Genomic DNA, 14,515 nt, shown 5'->3' with positions numbered 1-14,515 from the left:
GGCCCGGGCGTCCAGCCAGTCGGCGGCGAAATCGGCGATCGTGTCCGCGGCCGGCACGTCGCCGGCGCTCCACGACAACAGCAGCGACAGTGCGTGCTTACAGGGAAACTTGCGACTCGGGCAGGTGCATTTGTAGGCGGGCCCCGACAGATCCACGATGGTCTGATACGGTCGGCTGCCGCTGCCCTGGCACAGCCCCCACAGTGCCGTGTCGCGCAGGCCGGTGCCGCTCCACTTGCCGCGCAGCTTGCTGGCGGCGGTCAGCGATGTGGTGTCCGGTGCGAGCGATCCGATGTGATCGGCGGTCCACGCGGTGGTCATCCATCCCCCTTCCTCGGTTGAGCAAAGTTGTATCCGAGAGCACCGACAGATCCGCGCCGTGACCGGGCGGTCGATGGTGCGGTGAAAGTCGTTATGCTGATGACGATTCGGGCATTCCGGGTGAATGGCCCGACCCGGAGCCGACTCGTCCCCGGATCGGCATGTCCCGTCTGCCCGGTAAGGTCCCGGGCATGCCCCGCGTCGCGATCGAATACTGCACGCAGTGCCGCTGGCTGCTCCGTGCGAGCTGGATGGCTCAGGAGTTGCTCACCACCTTCGCCACCGACCTGTCCGAGGTCGCCCTGATTCCCGGCGAAGGTGGCGTCTTCCGCATCACCGTCGACGGCGAGCAGATCTGGGAACGCAAGGCCGACGGCGGCTTTCCCGAGATAGCGATCCTCAAGCAACGCGTCCGCGACCGCGTGGCGCCCGGCCGCTCGCTGGGGCACGCGGATTCCAAGGACGCCGAACCGGCGGGCTAGCGGCTGGTGCGGGAGAGCGGTGCCATCGCGAGTTCGCCGCGCCGGGCAGCCCGCCGCCACCGCCGTCCGGAGTCGATGGCCCGCTGGATCCTGCGCACCGCGGGTACCTGTGTGAGCAGGTGTAGCTGATACCGCCACGGCATTTGCCGCCCGTGCCGAACCGCCATCGCATAGGCGAACTGCACGGCGCCGCGGTCGAGATACCGGTCGGCGTGTTCGAACCAGGCCATGCTGGTACGGGCGGCGGCCTGTACCGGGCGCAGGGCCGCGCGCCGCTGCGCATCGTAGTTCTTCAGCGCGTCGGCGACCTCGGCATGCTCGTACAGGTTCTGTGCGAGCACGACCGCGTCGACGATCGCCAACCGGGTCCCCGAGCCGATGGTGAAGTGCGTCGTATGCGCCGCATCGCCGAGCAGCACCACGTTGTCGTGATACCAGGTCTTGTTGGTTACCTCGGGAAAGCGGCTCCACCGTGCGAATTCGCCTCGTGTCTTGCTGATCAACGCGTGACCGTCGAGCGGCCGCGCGAAAATATCTTCCAGCACACGCAAGTTCTCCAGGTTGTCCAGGGAATCGAACCCGAGTCCATGCCAAGTCCGCGGCTGGCACTCGACGATGCAGGTGCTGATCTTTCCGGCAACCGAAGGATAGGCATGGAACCAGATCCAGCCGGCCGAGGTGTGTTCGAAGGCGAAGGTGAATCGGGTGAAGACCCGGTCCGTACCGAGCCAGATATATCGATTCTCGCCGAGTGCGACGGACGTGCCGAAGCGATGATCACCCAGCTGCCGTACCCGGCTGTTCGCGCCGTCGCAGGCGACGATGAGATCGATGTCGTCGAAGCCGGACAGATCGCGGACCTCTCGCCCGTGCTGGACATCGACGCCCAGGTCGCTCGCCCGCCGCGAGAGCACATCGAGCAGAGCCGCGCGTCCCATGCTGAACCCGTAGCCCCCGAAATGTGCGGTCTGCTCGTCGCGCACATGGATTGCCTGTTCACGCCACAGGACCGACCCGGCACGCACGGCGCGGGCGCTGTCGGGGTCATTCCGATACAGGATGTCGAGCAGGTCGTCCCAATACACGACGCCCCAGCCGTACGTGGACCCCGCGGGATCGCGGTCGATCACCGTGATGTGGTGGGCCGGGTCGCGCCGCTTCATCGAAATGGCGAAGTACAACCCGGCCGGCCCGCCACCGACGCATACGATCTTCATTTCGTCACCGGCTCCAGCCCAGTTGGTCGAATCTTGCTCCACCCGAGTGGTATTCGATGCGACCGAGCCCGGCACGCGGTGCGTGTCCGGGCTCGATCCCTGGCGCTAGAAGCTGCCCCAGCCACCCAGGCCGGGTATGTTCCACCAGTTCCCCCAGCCGGGATTCCATCCCCAGCCGTTGCCGTTGCCCCAGCCCCAGCCGTTGCCCCAGCCCCAGCCGTTGCCCCAACCCCAGCCGTTGCCGTTCCCCCAACCGTGACCACCGCCCCAGCCGGGGCCGTTCCCCCAACCATGGCCGCCGCCCCAGCCGTGCCCGCCGCCCCAGCCAGGATTGTCGACAGGTTGGGTCGCGGACGTGGGAGTCGTAGCTTGCGCTGGCGGCGCCTTCGCCGCGGCTGCGGCGACCGGAATGGCGGCGATTGCTGCTATACCGGCGGCGGCCGCCAATCTTGCGAACCTTGTGCGTGAATTCTTTCTCTCGGTCATGATAGGGCTCCAGATGCTGTCCCGACCTGCTGGAATTCTACGCGTTTTCCTCGAACTCTAGAAGCCTTCGCAGTGGCCCATATACAATGCCCGCCACATTCCATCGGGCGCCGGATCAGCTACAGCAGCCGCCACCACAGCAACCGCCACCGCCGGACGGGGCCGGAGCGGCCGCGGGCGTGGAACCGCCGCGCGTCACGGTCCCGAAGGTGGTCAGGAGTTTGACGGTGTCCCCGTGCCCCTCCGGGCAGGTCGCCGGGGCGGAGGCCTCGGCCATGGGGCGGGTCAGCTCGAAAGTGTCGCCGCAGCTGCGGCATCGATACGCGTAGCTCGGCACCCGCTCAGCGTAGACGACGCGGGCGCGCGCCGGCGGCGCGCTGGCCTCGATCCCGTGGTGCGCGACCGGCCACCCAGTACCCTCGATTTACGGAGTACGAGGAGGTGCGGTGTGAGCACTCGATTCTTCGACACGCTGTCGGAACGCGAGGGCGCGCCAGTGGCGCGGACCGCGAACGGCGAGGTGTCCGGTGTGCTGGACGGTGCGGTGGCGCTGTGGCGCGGGATTCCGTACGGGGCCAGCACGGCCGGGCCCAACCGCTTCCGATTGCCCCAGCCCCCGCAATCCTGGACCGGGGTCCGCGAATGCGTCCGCTTCGGCGACGTCGCACCGCAGACCCCCGGCTTCGTGCCCGTCGACGGCACCCTCCGCATGGGCGAGAACTGCCTCTGGCTCAATGTCTGGGCCCCGGCCACCGACGCCGACGAGCTCCGCCCGGTCATGGTGTGGCTGCACGGCGGCGCCTTCTGCCTGGGTACCGCAGCTCAGGCCATCTACGACGGCAAGCGGCTGGCCGAGGCCGGCGACGTGATCGTGGTCGCCGTCAACTACCGGCTCGGGGCGCTGGGTTTCCTCGACCTGTCCTCGCTCGGCGAGGAATTCGTCCCCAACCTGGGCCTGCACGACCAGATCGCCGCCCTGCAGTGGGTGCGCGACAATGCCGCGGCCTTCGGCGGCGATCCGGGCAATGTCACCATCTTCGGCGAATCCTCCGGCGCGGGCTGTGTCACCGCACTGCTCACCTCGCCGCTGTCGGCGGGCCTGTTCCACCGCGCGATCGCCCAATCCCCGCCCGCCACCACGGTTTTCGGGCCCGAACGCGCGGCCGTCGTGGCCAAGCGCTACCTGGAACTGCTGGAACTGACCCCCGACCGCTCGGCCGACCTGCTCACCATGCCGATCGAACGCATCGTGACCGCGGCCGGCGCCCTGCTCGACGAGGTGCCGCTGCGCGAACCCGGCCGGCTGGCCGCCGCGCCCGTGGTGGACGGCAACCTGCTGCCCGCCTACCCGAGCGAACGCTTCCAGCAGGGCCGGTCGCACCGGGTGCCGCTGATCATCGGCACCAACAAGGACGAGGCCTCGCTGTTCCGGCTGTTCCGCTCACCGATCATGCCGGTCACCCCGGACGCGGTGAACGCCATGCTGCGCGGGGTGGCCGCCGAGCATCCCGGCATGTCGCCGGAACGGCTGGCCGAGATCGCCTCCGCCTACGAGTCCAGTACCCCGCGCGGCGCGCTCACCATGTCCACCGACGCCGCCTTCCGCATGCCCTCGCACTGGGTGGCCGACGCGCATTCCGCGCACTCGCCGACCTGGATGTACCGCTTCGACCACGCCACCCCGATGCTCAAGGCCGCCCGGGTCGGCGCCGGTCACGCCACCGAATTGCCCTACATCTTCGGCAATTTCGGCTCCTTCGACTACGACCCCACCTTCTGGCTGGGCGGACGCAAAGCGGCACAGGATGTTTCGGGTCGCATGATGCGCCGCTGGCTGGCCTTCGCCGAATACGGCGTGCCCGCCGCCATCGACGGCTCCAAGCACTGGCCGCCCTACAGCGCCGCGACCCGCACCACGTTGGTCATCGACAACGCGGACCGCGTCATCGACGATCCCGACCGCGACCGCAACACCGTGTGGGGCGACGACGTGGTCGGGTTCTACTGAGCCGCAGTCGATGACACGTCGGCGGTGGCGCGGCGGCCCAGCTTCGCGGGCATGTGCGCGTAGCCGTGCAGGGTGTAGAGCCGGCGGCGTTCGGGCGTGCCCTCCAGGGTGAGATCCGGGAAGTTGTCGAACAGCGCGCGCAGCGCGTAGACGCCCTCCATGCGGGCCAGGCTCGCACCCAGGCAGGTGTGGATGCCGCTGGAGAAGGTCAGATGCTCGCGGGCGTCGGCGCGGGTGATGTCGAAACGGTTGGGGTTATCGAACTTCCGCGGATCCCGGTTCGCGCCCGCCAGCGACATCACGATCACCGCGCCCGCCGGTAGCCGGTAGTCACCAACTTCGGCGTCGCACAGGGCGATTCGCGCGGTCATGGTGACCGGCGGATCGAAGCGCAGGATCTCGTCCACCGCCTGCGGCCACAGATCCGGGTCCGCGCGCAGCATGGCCAGCTGCTCCGGATGCGAGAGCAATTGGACGACGCCGTTGCCGATCAGATTGACCGTGGTCTCGAATCCCGCGCCCATCAGCAGGCTCGCGGTCGCCTTGAGTTCACGCTCGTTCAGCTCTCCGGCCGTCACCAGACTGGACAGGATGTCCTCGCCGGGCGCGCGCCGCAGTTCGGCCAGGTGCCCGTTCAGATACTCGTCCATGACGCCCATGGCCGTGTAGGCGTCGCGCCAGGTCCGCCAGGATATGCCGATGTCCAGCAGTGGGCTCGCGGCGTCGCCCCAGCTGAGGAACTCGTCGCGGGAGGCGTGCGGGAAACCCAGCATCTCGGTGATGATCGCGATCGGCACCTGCTGGGCGAAGGCCCCGATCAGATCGGCGGAACCGTCCGGCGGCAACGCGTCCAGCAGTTCGGCCGTCACCGACTCCACTCGGTCGCGCAGCCGGCCGATGGCGCGCGGGGTGAACGCCGCCGACACCGACTTGCGGATGCGCGTGTGATCCGGCGGATCGATCATCAGCATCGACGGCGGCTCGACCGGATTCGGCGGAGTCTGCGCTCGCTTGAGCCGATCGCGCAGCCACCCCGGCATATCCACGCCATCGGGCCCGAAGGCGCCGAAGCGATTGTCGCGCAGGATGGCGCGGGTCAGCTCGTAGTCGGCCGTGGCCCAGGTGTACGGGGTGTGGACCAGACGGCCACGGAAGCGAATCTCCTCGATCTGCGGATACGGGTCGTGCAGCGCTTCCGAGGTGGTGATCAGCTTCGCGAACGGATTGTCGCGGCGAGCCTGCAGGCGCAACACCCACCGCGGCGTGCCGTGCTCGACCGCCCAGCGGGCCCAGTATCGCGGACTCATCATCGCGGGACTCCCTTGTCGTCGGATGATTCCACGGTACGGAAACCCATGCGGGCGAGAAACATCCTCCGGAGGGAAACGAGCCTCCTACCCGGGTAGGAGGCTCGCGTGCAGTAAACCGGTCAGTGTCGCTGGGCCGTGACCCTTTCCGATGCGATGCGGCGTTCCTGCGCGGCCGGGTCGGGGTTGGCGACCTGAACCAGGGAGGCGCCGGCGGCGAGGATCGCGACGAAGCCGTCGACCAGTTCGGCCGGGGTGTCCCAGGACGCGGTCGACAGCACCCGGTCCTCGGCGGTGAAGCCCTGGCGGGCAGCGGATTTGCGGGCCTCGTCGAGGACCGCGGAGACGGAGGTGCCGTCGAGGGCGCAGCCGATGCCGCGCGGATGGAACTGGTCGCCGTGCACACGCACGGAGGTGGCGTAGTCGGTGATGCCGATCGGCAGATCGCGTACCGGCATACCCATCGGATCCAGCGAGAGGGCGGCGACCTCCGCGATGCCGTCCGCCTCGTCGATGCGGTCGGCGGTGACCAGCGCCAGTTCGGCGTCGGGATCGGCGTGCAACACCACCTCCACGCCCGCCCACCAGCAGCCCAGCAGCACGGCCGCGGTCTGCCAGTGCGCGGGCAGCAGCACCGCGACCCGGGCGCCCGAGGACAGCCCGAATTCGTCGCGGATCATATTGGCGGTCTTGGCCGCCCAGTTGGCCAGCGTCAGCGCGGACAGCTCGATCCGCGCGCCGGTGGCGTCGTCGTAGTAGGTGATGCGCGGGCCCGCGGGGTCGCGAGCGAGGATGGGGTCGAGTACCGCTTCGGTGAGGGTCTCGTTCAGTTCACGCATTTCGGTCCGTTCGTACCGGCGTCGATGGGCGGGGCGGGTGGCACCGGCGTCGCGGTCGAAATGCTTCCGGAGAAGTCGATGGCGGCGCTGCCGGTCGCCGAACCCGGACCAGCGTAGTCACTCGCCAGCACCACGCGAATCGAGCCCTCGGACAGGCCCGATTGCGCCATCACCGGCAGCCCGCCCAGCGCCTGCGCCACCGCCCGCGCCTTCGGGTCGCCGCCCGAGGCCGCCAGCACCCGGCTGCTCTGGATCGGGCCGCCGATCCAGTTGTCCACCGTGCCGGTGCGGAAACCCTTGGCCGCCAGCGTCTGTGCCGCCTGCGCGGCCAGTCCGCCGGTGCCCGAGGCGTTGAACACGTCGACGGTGACGGAGGACGGGTCCACCCCGCCCTCGCTCGCGCCGTCGTGGTCACCGACGGCCTTGGCCACGTACCTGTGCACCGCGGTCGGATCCACCCGGACCACGGACTCGCCATTGTCGGTCCAGCCGTTGAGGTCCTTGACCGGGATGGTCTCGAACTTCACCTGACCGCCGGACAGGTCCTGCAGCTCGTGCAGGAAGCTGATCACGTCCCAGCCGTTGTCGAGCACGATGGTGCGGCCGACGGCATCGCTGAGGTCCTTCAACCGGCCCGGGCTGGTGAGCGTCTTGGCGCTGAGCACCTGATGCACCAGCTGCGCCATGTACACCTGCTGGCGCACGATGCGGTCCAGGTCGCCGCGCGGCAGGTCGTGGCGCTGGCGTACGAAGCTCAAAGCCTTTGCGCCATCGAGCTTCTGTTCCCCGGCGGGGAAGTCCGCGCCCGAAAGCGGTTCGTCCACCGCGTTGTTCAGGCAGACGTCGACGCCGCCGACGGCATCGGTGAGCAGTACGAAGCCCAGCAGCCCGACCTCGGCGTAGTGATCGACGGTGATGCCGGTGAGGCCGGCCACCGTCTTGATCAGCGCCTGCCGCCCGGCCTGCGTCGACTGGCGGTCGGCCTCGGCCGGATCGGTGCCCTTGTCGATCAGCTTCTGCTGCGTGGTCGCCTTGGTGACGCCGTAAGCGGAGTTGATCTTCCCCATGCCGAAGCCGGGGATGTCGACGTAGGAGTCGCGGGGAATGGAGATGGCGGTCGCCGAACTGCCGTCGTTGGGCACCCGGATGAGCACGATGGTGTCGGTATTGAGCCCGCCCTCGCCGTCGTCGCCGGCGTGCAGCATGGCCAATTCATCGGAGGTGAGCGGTTTTCCGTGCGCGTCGGTGCGGGAGTCGATGCCGACCATCAGGATGTCGGTCGCGCCGTCGGCCTTGTCGCCGCCGAGGCCCAGATTGCCGATCCGCTCGATGCCCGACACCAGCTGATCCACGCTGTGCCAGCCCAATCCGGTCAGCGTCAGCACCAGCACCGAGATCACGGCCACCAGCACCCGGCCCCGCCCGCCGTTCCGCCGCCCCCGCGGGCCCCCGGCGGAGCGTGTTGGTAGCGGCGCGGATGCCCAGGTGCGGTCCGGCAACCCGATCTCCCTTTCGCGTCTTCGGCCGAGCGGACCCCGATGAGCGAGGTCGCGTCGATGGGAATGCCCCCACTGGCCAGGCTAGTGGCGGTAGCGGCGATGTTGCCGTATCGCCGACTCCGTGAGTCGTGCGGGGGCCGTGCCACACTGACAGCCGTGACCGCCCATGACGTGAGCCCTGCCAACGGCCGACCGCGCCCGGATTCCGCGCGACTGCTGGTGACGGGCGCGCGCGGCCAGCTCGGGCGCGCGCTGCTGACGCTCGCGCCGGATGCGCGTGGCCTGGCCCACACCGATCTCGACATCACCGACGCCGACGCCGTGCGCAAGCTGGTGAATCCCGGCGACGTGCTGATCAACTGCGCCGCCTACACCGCCGTGGACCGGGCCGAGACCGAGGTGGACGCCGCCTTCGCGGTGAACGCCACCGGGCCGGGCGTGCTGGCCCGGGTGTGCGCCGAGCACGGCGCGCGGCTGATCCACGTCTCCACCGACTACGTCTTCCCCGGCACCGGGACGCATCCGTATGAACCGCACGATCCGACCGGACCGGCCACCGTGTACGGGCGGTCCAAACTGGCTGGGGAACAAGCGGTTCTGGAGTTCGCGCCCACCGCGGACATCGTGCGCACCGCGTGGGTCTACACCGGTGTGGGGGCCGACTTCGTGGCCACCATGCGACGGCTGGAACGGGAACGCGACACCCTCACCGTGGTGCGCGACCAGATCGGTTCGCCCACCTACGCGCCCGATCTCGCGGCGGGCCTGCTGGAACTGGCGGGCCGGCCCGGCAACCCCGGTACACCCCGAATCCTGCACGCCACCAATGCCGGACAGGCCAGTTGGTTCGATCTGGCCCGGGCCGTCTTCTCCGGCCTCGGCGCGGACCCGGAACGCGTACAGCCCTGCGGCACCGAGGATTTCCCGAGACCCGCTCCGCGCCCGGCATATTCGGTCCTTTCGGGCAATTCGTGGGCCGCTGCGGGTCTGTCGCCGCTGCGTCACTGGAAGCTGGCACTGAACGACGCACTGGCCGCCATCTCCGACTATCCTGGGCCCCCGTGAGCCCCTCGGATTCTGTCGGACAACCCCCCGCCGCGGACAAAAAACCGCAGCTGGCCGTCGTCACGGTGACCTACTCGCCCGGCGAGCACCTGGAACATTTCATCAGCACGCTCGCCACCGCCACCGGTGAGAAGCCGCAGGTCATCCTGGCCGACAACGGCTCGGTGGACGGCACCCCGGAACTGGCGGCCGAAGCCAACTCCCACGTGCGCCTGCTGCGCACCGGCGGCAATATCGGCTACGGCGGCGCCATCAACCGCGCGGTCGCCGAGATCGACCCGGACATCGAGTTCATCGTCATCGCCAACCCGGATGTGCGCTGGGGCACCGACTCCATCGACGAGTTGCTGGCCGCCGCCCGCCGCTGGCCGCGCGCCGGCGCCCTGGGCCCGATGGTGCTCGAGCCGGACGGCAGTACCTACCCGTCCGCGCGCTCGGTGCCCGGCATCGCCGACGGCGCCGGCCACGCCATCCTGGGCACCATCTGGCCCAAGAACCCGTGGACCCTGCGTTACCGCCAGGACAACGAGGAGATCTCCGAGCGCTCGGTCGGCTGGCTGTCGGGTTCGTGCCTGCTGGTGCGCCGCGCCGCCTTCGACTCCATCGACGGTTTCGACTCCCGCTACTTCATGTACATGGAGGACGTGGACTTCGGTGATCGGATGGGCAAGGCCGGCTGGCACAATGTCTTCGTGCCGTCCGCGGAGGTCACGCACGCCAAGGGGCATGCCGCGGGTCGTCATCCGGAAACCATGCTGCCGGCGCACCACGCCAGCGCCTATCGTTTTCAGGCCGACCGGCATCCGCACTGGTGGCAGGCCCCGTTGCGGGCCGCGCTGAAGGCTGGACTTGCGATCCGCTGCCGGCTTGCGGTTCGATCCGCACTGCGCGAACGTGATCGAAACGAGGGTGTTTAACATCACGGGAGCGCATTCCTGACAACCTGACAACAGGGGAGAAGATGGCGAACAGCGGTAACACCGCCGGGTCCACGGACGCGGTGATCCTGGTCGGAGGCCAGGGCACCCGCCTGCGTCCGCTGACCTTGTCCGCCCCCAAGCCGATGCTGCCCACGGCCGGACTGCCGTTCCTGCAGCATCTGCTGGCCCGCATCGCCGACGCCGGCATCACGCATGTGGTGCTCGGCACCTCCTACAAGGCGGAGGTGTTCGAGGAGCACTTCGGTGACGGCTCCGACCTCGGCCTCGAGCTGGAATACGTCACCGAGACCGAACCGCTCGGCACCGGCGGCGGCATCCGCAACGTGCTGCCCAAGCTGCGCGCCGACACCGTCCTGGTGTTCAACGGCGACGTGCTCGGCGGCACCGAGCTGGGCGGGGTGCTCGAGACCCACCACACGTCCGGTGCGGACGTCACCCTGCACCTGGTGCGGGTCAGCGACCCCCGCGCCTTCGGCTGCGTCCCCACCGACGAGAACGGCCGGGTCACCGCGTTCCTGGAGAAGACCCAGGATCCGCCGACCGACCAGATCAACGCGGGCTGCTACGTGTTCCGCCGCGAGTACATCGAGAAGATCCCCGCGGGCCGGCCGGTGTCGGTCGAGCGGGAGACCTTCCCGTCGCTGCTCGCCGAGGGCGCGCACATCCAGGGCCACGTGGACGTCTCCTACTGGCGTGACATGGGCACCCCCGAGGACTTCGTGCGCGGCTCGGCCGACCTGGTCCGCGGCATCGCCCCGTCCCCGGCCCTGCCGGGCCAGCGCGGCGAATCCCTGGTTCACTCCGGTGCGGGAGTCGCCCCCGGCGCGCTGCTCATCGGCGGCACGGTCGTCGGCCGCGGCGCCGAGGTCGGCGCGGGCGCCCGCCTCGACGGCGCGATCCTCTTCGACGGCGCCCGCGTGGAAGCCGGTGCCACCGTGGAACGTTCGATCATCGGCTTCGGCGCCCGCATCGGTCCGCGCGCCCTGGTCCGCGACGCCGTCATCGGCGACGGCGCCAATGTCGGCGCCCGCTGCGAACTCCTCCGCGGCGCCCGTATCTGGCCCGGCGTCGACATCCCCGACGGCGGCATCCGCTTCTCCACCGACGTCTGACCCCCACGAAACCCCTCGATCGGCCGTCCACCTTCCCCGGTGGACGGCCGATCCCGTTCCAGCAGTTCGACATTCGTTACGTCGTGGTCGGCAATCATCCGCGATGGCGGGCGACGACAGCATCCGATCGCAGTCGGAGATTATTCCGAAGCGAGTGCCGCCAGCGGGGATTCGCCGTGCGGCCTGAGGGCTGGCGCTGGGGTGCGGGCGCTGGGACCGTTAGCCGTGAGCGCGCTGATGTACCGGCTGACGTTCCGATATCTGTTGCGCGCCGGGCAGCTCCTCGGGGTGTTCGGCCGGATTCGGGCTGCTGGCATTGGGTTTCGGGGCGGGTCTGCCGCTGCTGCTGGGCCGCGCCCTCCTGGCCGGGGTGGGATTCGCCGCCCTGGACATCGCTTCGGAAGTGTCGCTGCAGCAGCATGTTCCGCGTGCCATGCTGTCGCGGGTGACGGCCTGCGGTGATCTGCTGTCCTTCGCGGCGATTCCGGTCGGCCGGCTGGCGGTGGGCCCGCTGTCCGCTCGCTTCGGTGCGCCGGCCGTCGCGCTGGTGGGTGGAATCGCCTTCGCCGTGGTGTCCTCGCGTCGGTGCTGGTGCCCGAGGTGCGCGATCTCCCCGCGCAGGAGCGGGCCAGCCTGATGAAACAACGCTGACTTATTCATCGTTAGCTTGTCTAGCGGTGCTAGAGTTTGGTCATGAGCGCCATCCAGACCCGTAAGGAACGCGAGCGCACCGAACGCCGGCAGCGCATCGTCGACACCGCTCGCGAGATCGCCGAGACCGAAGGCTGGGACGCGGTCACCGTGCGCAAACTGGCCGAACGCATCGAATACAGCCAGCCCGTGCTGTACAGCCACTTCGCCGGCAAGGACGCCATCGTCTCGGCCGTCGCGGTGGAGGGCTGCGTCGAATTGGCCGCCACCGTACGGCAATTGCGGGAATCCGCCCCCGCCCCGGAACAGGCGCTGCGGGCCGTGGTCCAGGGCTACTTCGAGTTCGCGCGCGACCGCGCCGCGCTCTACGACGCCATGTTCCTGCTGCGCACGGATCTGAAGTTCGGTCCCGACGCGCCCCAGCCGCTCAAGGACGCCTTCGGCGAACTGCTGCGTACCTTCGCCCCCTTCGCGCCGCCGCACGACCCCGAAACCTTCACCGAGGTCGCCTGGAGCTCCATGCACGGACTGGCCACGCTGGATCGAGGCGGCCGGCTGCGGCCCGACTTTCGTGACGAGCGCCTGGAAATTCTGGTCGCCCAATGGGTTCGCCGTGACTGACCCCACGGTTGCGTCGCCACTCGCCCGACGCGGCTTACGCTGAATCCATGGCTGACGCTGTGGTGGTCGGATCGGGTCCCAACGGGCTGGCGGCGGCGGTGATCCTGGCCCGGGCCGGACTCGACGTGGAGGTCTACGAGGCCTCGAACAGCATCGGCGGCGGCTGCCGCACCGGCGAGGTAACCCTGCCCGGCTTCCACCACGACCTGTGCGCGGGCGCGCACCCCATGGCGCTGGCGTCCCCCTTCTTCCGGGCCTTCGACCTGAAGGCGCACGGCGTCGAACTGCTCACCCCGCAGGTGTCCTACGCGCATCCGCTCGACGGCGGCCACGCCGGCCTGGCCTGGCGCGACCTCGACCACACCGCCGACGGCCTGGGCCGCGACGGCGGCTCCTGGCGGCGACTGTTCGGACCGCTGGTGCGCAAGTGGGAGGACCTGGTCGGGCTGGCCATGTCGGACCTGCGGCACCCGCCGATCGACCCGGCCGGACTGCTGCACCTGGACCCGGGCATCGAACTGCGCTTCGTCCGCCGGGTGCTCGAACAGTCGACACCGTTGTGGAACATGCGTTTTCGCGAGGACCTCGCCCCCGCCCTGCTGACCGGCGTCGCCGCCCACGCCATCCGGCCCCCGCGCGGGGTGCCGGGCGCGGGCGTCGCGATGCTGCTCGGCACCCTCGCCCATGTGGGTGGCTGGCCGGTTCCGCGCGGCGGCAGTCAGGCCATCGTGGACGCGCTCGCCGACGATCTGAAAACCCATGGCGGCCGGATCCACACCGGCCACCGTGTCGACTCCTTGGACGAATTCGACGAGGTCCGGGCGGTGCTGCTGGATGTGGCGCCCGCCGAACTCCAGCGCATCGCGACCCTGCCCGCGCGATACAACTTCGCGCTCGACCGGTTCCGCTACGGCGGCGCCGCCTGCAAGGTGGACTTCGCACTCGACGGGCCCGTCCCGTGGCAGGCCGCGGGCTGTGATCGCGCCGGCACCCTGCACCTGGTCGGCACTCGCGCCGAGGCCGTCGCGGCCGAAAAGGCCGTCGCCGCAGGCCGGCACGCCGACCGCCCCTACGTGCTGGCCATCCAGCCCGGCGTCGTCGATCCCACCCGAGCCCCGGAGGGCAAGCACACCCTCTACACCTACGCCCACGTCCCCAACGGTTCCGCCGAGGACCTCACCGAGGCCGTCACCGCCCAGGTCGAGCGATTCGCCCCCGGTTTCCGCGATCTCGTCCTCGCCACCCACGTGCGCACCGCCGCCACCATGCCCGCCCACAACCCCAACTACGTCGGCGGCGATATCTCCGCGGGCGCGATGACCTTGCGCCAGACCGTCTTCCGCCCCGCCCCCCGCTGGAACCCGTACTCGACCCCGCTATCCGGCGTCTATCTGTGCTCTTCGGCCACCCCGCCCGGCCCCGGCGTGCACGGCATGAACGGCTACTACGCCGCCCGCCACGCCCTGCGCACCGAGTTCGGCGTCCCCACCGACCCCCTCGAACTGCTCACCGACCACTGGCGCATCTGATTGCTACGCTTGCGATCATGGCCGGATATTCGGGCACACCCTTGCCGCGCAAGCTCGGCATCAAGGCCGAGAGCCGGGTGCTGCTGGCCGATGCGCCAGCGGGTTTCGAGCTCGGTGAACTGCCCGGCGGGGTCGAGGTGCATCGCCGGGCGGGCGCCGGTCCCTACGACGTGATCCTCGGATTCTGCCCGGACCGCGCCACCCTGACGCGCCGGTTCGCCGGGTGGCGGCAGCGGCTGGCGATCGACGGCGGACTGTGGCTGGCCTGGCCCAAGAAGGCGAGCGGCGTCCCCACCGACCTCGGTGAGAACGCCGCCCGTGACTACGGTTTGGCCCAGGGCCTGGTCGACAACAAGGTCGCCGCCATCGACGACACCTGGTCGGGGCTGCGGTTCGTGGTCCGCCTCGCCGACCGATAGGCGACAACTGATTTCGTG

General features: G+C 69.6%; 16 protein-coding genes. 9 read left to right on the top strand and 7 right to left on the bottom strand.

Annotated features, from left to right (window positions below):
* Positions 1 to 321, bottom strand: a 321-nt coding sequence (locus ON33_RS22630) for an SWIM zinc finger family protein (protein WP_040861049.1), incomplete at its 3' end; no start/stop codon positions are given.
* Between the two features lie 191 nt (positions 322 to 512).
* Between ON33_RS22630 and ON33_RS22625 the strand changes: the two genes are divergently transcribed.
* On the top strand, positions 513 to 803 hold the full coding sequence (locus ON33_RS22625) for an Rdx family protein (RefSeq protein WP_040861048.1): 291 nt from the start codon (positions 513 to 515) through the stop codon (positions 801 to 803).
* On the opposite strand, the gene ON33_RS22620 is transcribed toward ON33_RS22625, so the two are convergent.
* The 3 genes from ON33_RS22620 to ON33_RS39865 all read right to left on the bottom strand — a co-directional run bounded on the left by ON33_RS22620 (position 800) and on the right by ON33_RS39865 (position 2,843).
* Entirely contained in the window at positions 800 to 2,095 is a 1,296-nt protein-coding gene (locus tag ON33_RS22620; RefSeq protein WP_218001495.1) for an FAD-dependent monooxygenase, read from the bottom strand. The two genes, ON33_RS22625 and ON33_RS22620, sit on opposite strands and share 4 nt — an antisense overlap.
* A gap of 30 nt (positions 2,096 to 2,125) precedes the next feature.
* Positions 2,126 to 2,506: a hypothetical protein gene (locus ON33_RS41505; RefSeq protein ID WP_157184676.1), complete on the bottom strand. Its 381-nt coding sequence runs from the start codon at positions 2,504 to 2,506 to the stop codon at positions 2,126 to 2,128.
* A gap of 115 nt (positions 2,507 to 2,621) precedes the next feature.
* Positions 2,622 to 2,843 (bottom strand): FmdB family zinc ribbon protein, encoded by a 222-nt coding sequence (locus tag ON33_RS39865; RefSeq protein WP_083869205.1) that lies wholly within the window; start codon positions 2,841 to 2,843, stop codon positions 2,622 to 2,624.
* A 111-nt stretch (positions 2,844 to 2,954) separates the two neighbouring features.
* Between ON33_RS39865 and ON33_RS22615 the strand changes: the two genes are divergently transcribed.
* Positions 2,955 to 4,514: a carboxylesterase/lipase family protein gene (locus ON33_RS22615; protein WP_051152654.1), complete on the top strand. Its 1,560-nt coding sequence runs from the start codon at positions 2,955 to 2,957 to the stop codon at positions 4,512 to 4,514.
* On the opposite strand, the gene ON33_RS22610 is transcribed toward ON33_RS22615, so the two are convergent.
* The 3 genes from ON33_RS22610 to ON33_RS22600 form a co-directional block, all read right to left on the bottom strand.
* Positions 4,508 to 5,821 carry a cytochrome P450 gene (locus ON33_RS22610; protein WP_040861066.1) on the bottom strand — a complete coding sequence of 438 codons (1,314 nt, stop codon included), beginning with the start codon at positions 5,819 to 5,821 and terminating at the stop codon, positions 4,508 to 4,510. The two genes, ON33_RS22615 and ON33_RS22610, sit on opposite strands and share 7 nt — an antisense overlap.
* Before the next feature lie 122 nt (positions 5,822 to 5,943).
* Positions 5,944 to 6,660 (bottom strand): TIGR03089 family protein, encoded by a 717-nt coding sequence (locus tag ON33_RS22605; RefSeq protein WP_040861065.1) that lies wholly within the window; start codon positions 6,658 to 6,660, stop codon positions 5,944 to 5,946.
* Positions 6,648 to 8,072: an LCP family protein gene (locus tag ON33_RS22600; protein WP_444543763.1), complete on the bottom strand. Its 1,425-nt coding sequence runs from the start codon at positions 8,070 to 8,072 to the stop codon at positions 6,648 to 6,650. Before ON33_RS22600 ends, ON33_RS22605 begins: the two co-directional genes overlap by 13 nt.
* 243 nt (positions 8,073 to 8,315) lie before the next feature.
* Here ON33_RS22600 and rfbD point away from each other — a divergent pair, with 243 nt between their 5' ends.
* The 7 genes from rfbD (at position 8,316) to ON33_RS22565 (ending at position 14,497) form a co-directional block, all read left to right on the top strand.
* Positions 8,316 to 9,224 carry a dTDP-4-dehydrorhamnose reductase gene (gene rfbD / locus ON33_RS22595; RefSeq protein ID WP_245550665.1) on the top strand — a complete coding sequence of 303 codons (909 nt, stop codon included), beginning with the start codon at positions 8,316 to 8,318 and terminating at the stop codon, positions 9,222 to 9,224.
* Complete coding sequence (locus tag ON33_RS22590; RefSeq protein WP_051152653.1) at positions 9,221 to 10,141, top strand: glycosyltransferase family 2 protein; 921 nt, start codon at positions 9,221 to 9,223, stop codon at positions 10,139 to 10,141. The genes rfbD and ON33_RS22590 overlap by 4 nt, the downstream gene beginning before the upstream one ends.
* A gap of 44 nt (positions 10,142 to 10,185) precedes the next feature.
* Positions 10,186 to 11,277 carry a mannose-1-phosphate guanylyltransferase gene (gene manB, locus ON33_RS22585; RefSeq protein WP_040861046.1) on the top strand — a complete coding sequence of 364 codons (1,092 nt, stop codon included), beginning with the start codon at positions 10,186 to 10,188 and terminating at the stop codon, positions 11,275 to 11,277.
* Between the two features lie 316 nt (positions 11,278 to 11,593).
* On the top strand, positions 11,594 to 11,914 hold the full coding sequence (locus tag ON33_RS22580) for a hypothetical protein (RefSeq protein ID WP_040861045.1): 321 nt from the start codon (positions 11,594 to 11,596) through the stop codon (positions 11,912 to 11,914).
* 56 nt (positions 11,915 to 11,970) lie between these two features.
* Positions 11,971 to 12,549: a TetR/AcrR family transcriptional regulator gene (locus ON33_RS22575; RefSeq protein WP_040861044.1), complete on the top strand. Its 579-nt coding sequence runs from the start codon at positions 11,971 to 11,973 to the stop codon at positions 12,547 to 12,549.
* A gap of 47 nt (positions 12,550 to 12,596) precedes the next feature.
* Positions 12,597 to 14,078 (top strand): phytoene desaturase family protein, encoded by a 1,482-nt coding sequence (locus ON33_RS22570; protein ID WP_040861043.1) that lies wholly within the window; start codon positions 12,597 to 12,599, stop codon positions 14,076 to 14,078.
* Positions 14,079 to 14,095: 17 nt separating this feature from the next.
* Positions 14,096 to 14,497 carry a hypothetical protein gene (locus ON33_RS22565; RefSeq protein ID WP_040861042.1) on the top strand — a complete coding sequence of 134 codons (402 nt, stop codon included), beginning with the start codon at positions 14,096 to 14,098 and terminating at the stop codon, positions 14,495 to 14,497.
* Positions 14,498 to 14,515: the final 18 nt, after the last annotated feature.

The sequence above is a fragment of the Nocardia niigatensis NBRC 100131 genome (genome assembly GCF_000308655.1).
Classification (GTDB): Bacteria; Actinomycetota; Actinomycetes; order Mycobacteriales; family Mycobacteriaceae; genus Nocardia; species Nocardia niigatensis.
The sequence above is the reverse complement of the archived record's forward strand: the minus strand, read 5'-3'. Positions and strand labels throughout refer to the sequence as shown.

What these genes read in the sequence shown, in the direction of transcription:
- ON33_RS22565 (WP_040861042.1), top strand. Translation starts at nt 14,096, where the DNA reads ATGGCCGGATATTCGGGCACACCCTTGCCGCGCAAGCTCGGCATCAAG.
- ON33_RS22570 (WP_040861043.1), top strand. Translation starts at nt 12,597, where the DNA reads ATGGCTGACGCTGTGGTGGTCGGATCGGGTCCCAACGGGCTGGCGGCG.
- ON33_RS41505 (WP_157184676.1), bottom strand. Translation starts at nt 2,506, where the DNA reads ATGACCGAGAGAAAGAATTCACGCACAAGGTTCGCAAGATTGGCGGCC.
- ON33_RS22575 (WP_040861044.1), top strand. Translation starts at nt 11,971, where the DNA reads ATGAGCGCCATCCAGACCCGTAAGGAACGCGAGCGCACCGAACGCCGG.
- manB (WP_040861046.1), top strand. Translation starts at nt 10,186, where the DNA reads ATGGCGAACAGCGGTAACACCGCCGGGTCCACGGACGCGGTGATCCTG.
- ON33_RS22605 (WP_040861065.1), bottom strand. Translation starts at nt 6,660, where the DNA reads ATGCGTGAACTGAACGAGACCCTCACCGAAGCGGTACTCGACCCCATC.
- ON33_RS22625 (WP_040861048.1), top strand. Translation starts at nt 513, where the DNA reads ATGCCCCGCGTCGCGATCGAATACTGCACGCAGTGCCGCTGGCTGCTC.
- ON33_RS22610 (WP_040861066.1), bottom strand. Translation starts at nt 5,821, where the DNA reads ATGAGTCCGCGATACTGGGCCCGCTGGGCGGTCGAGCACGGCACGCCG.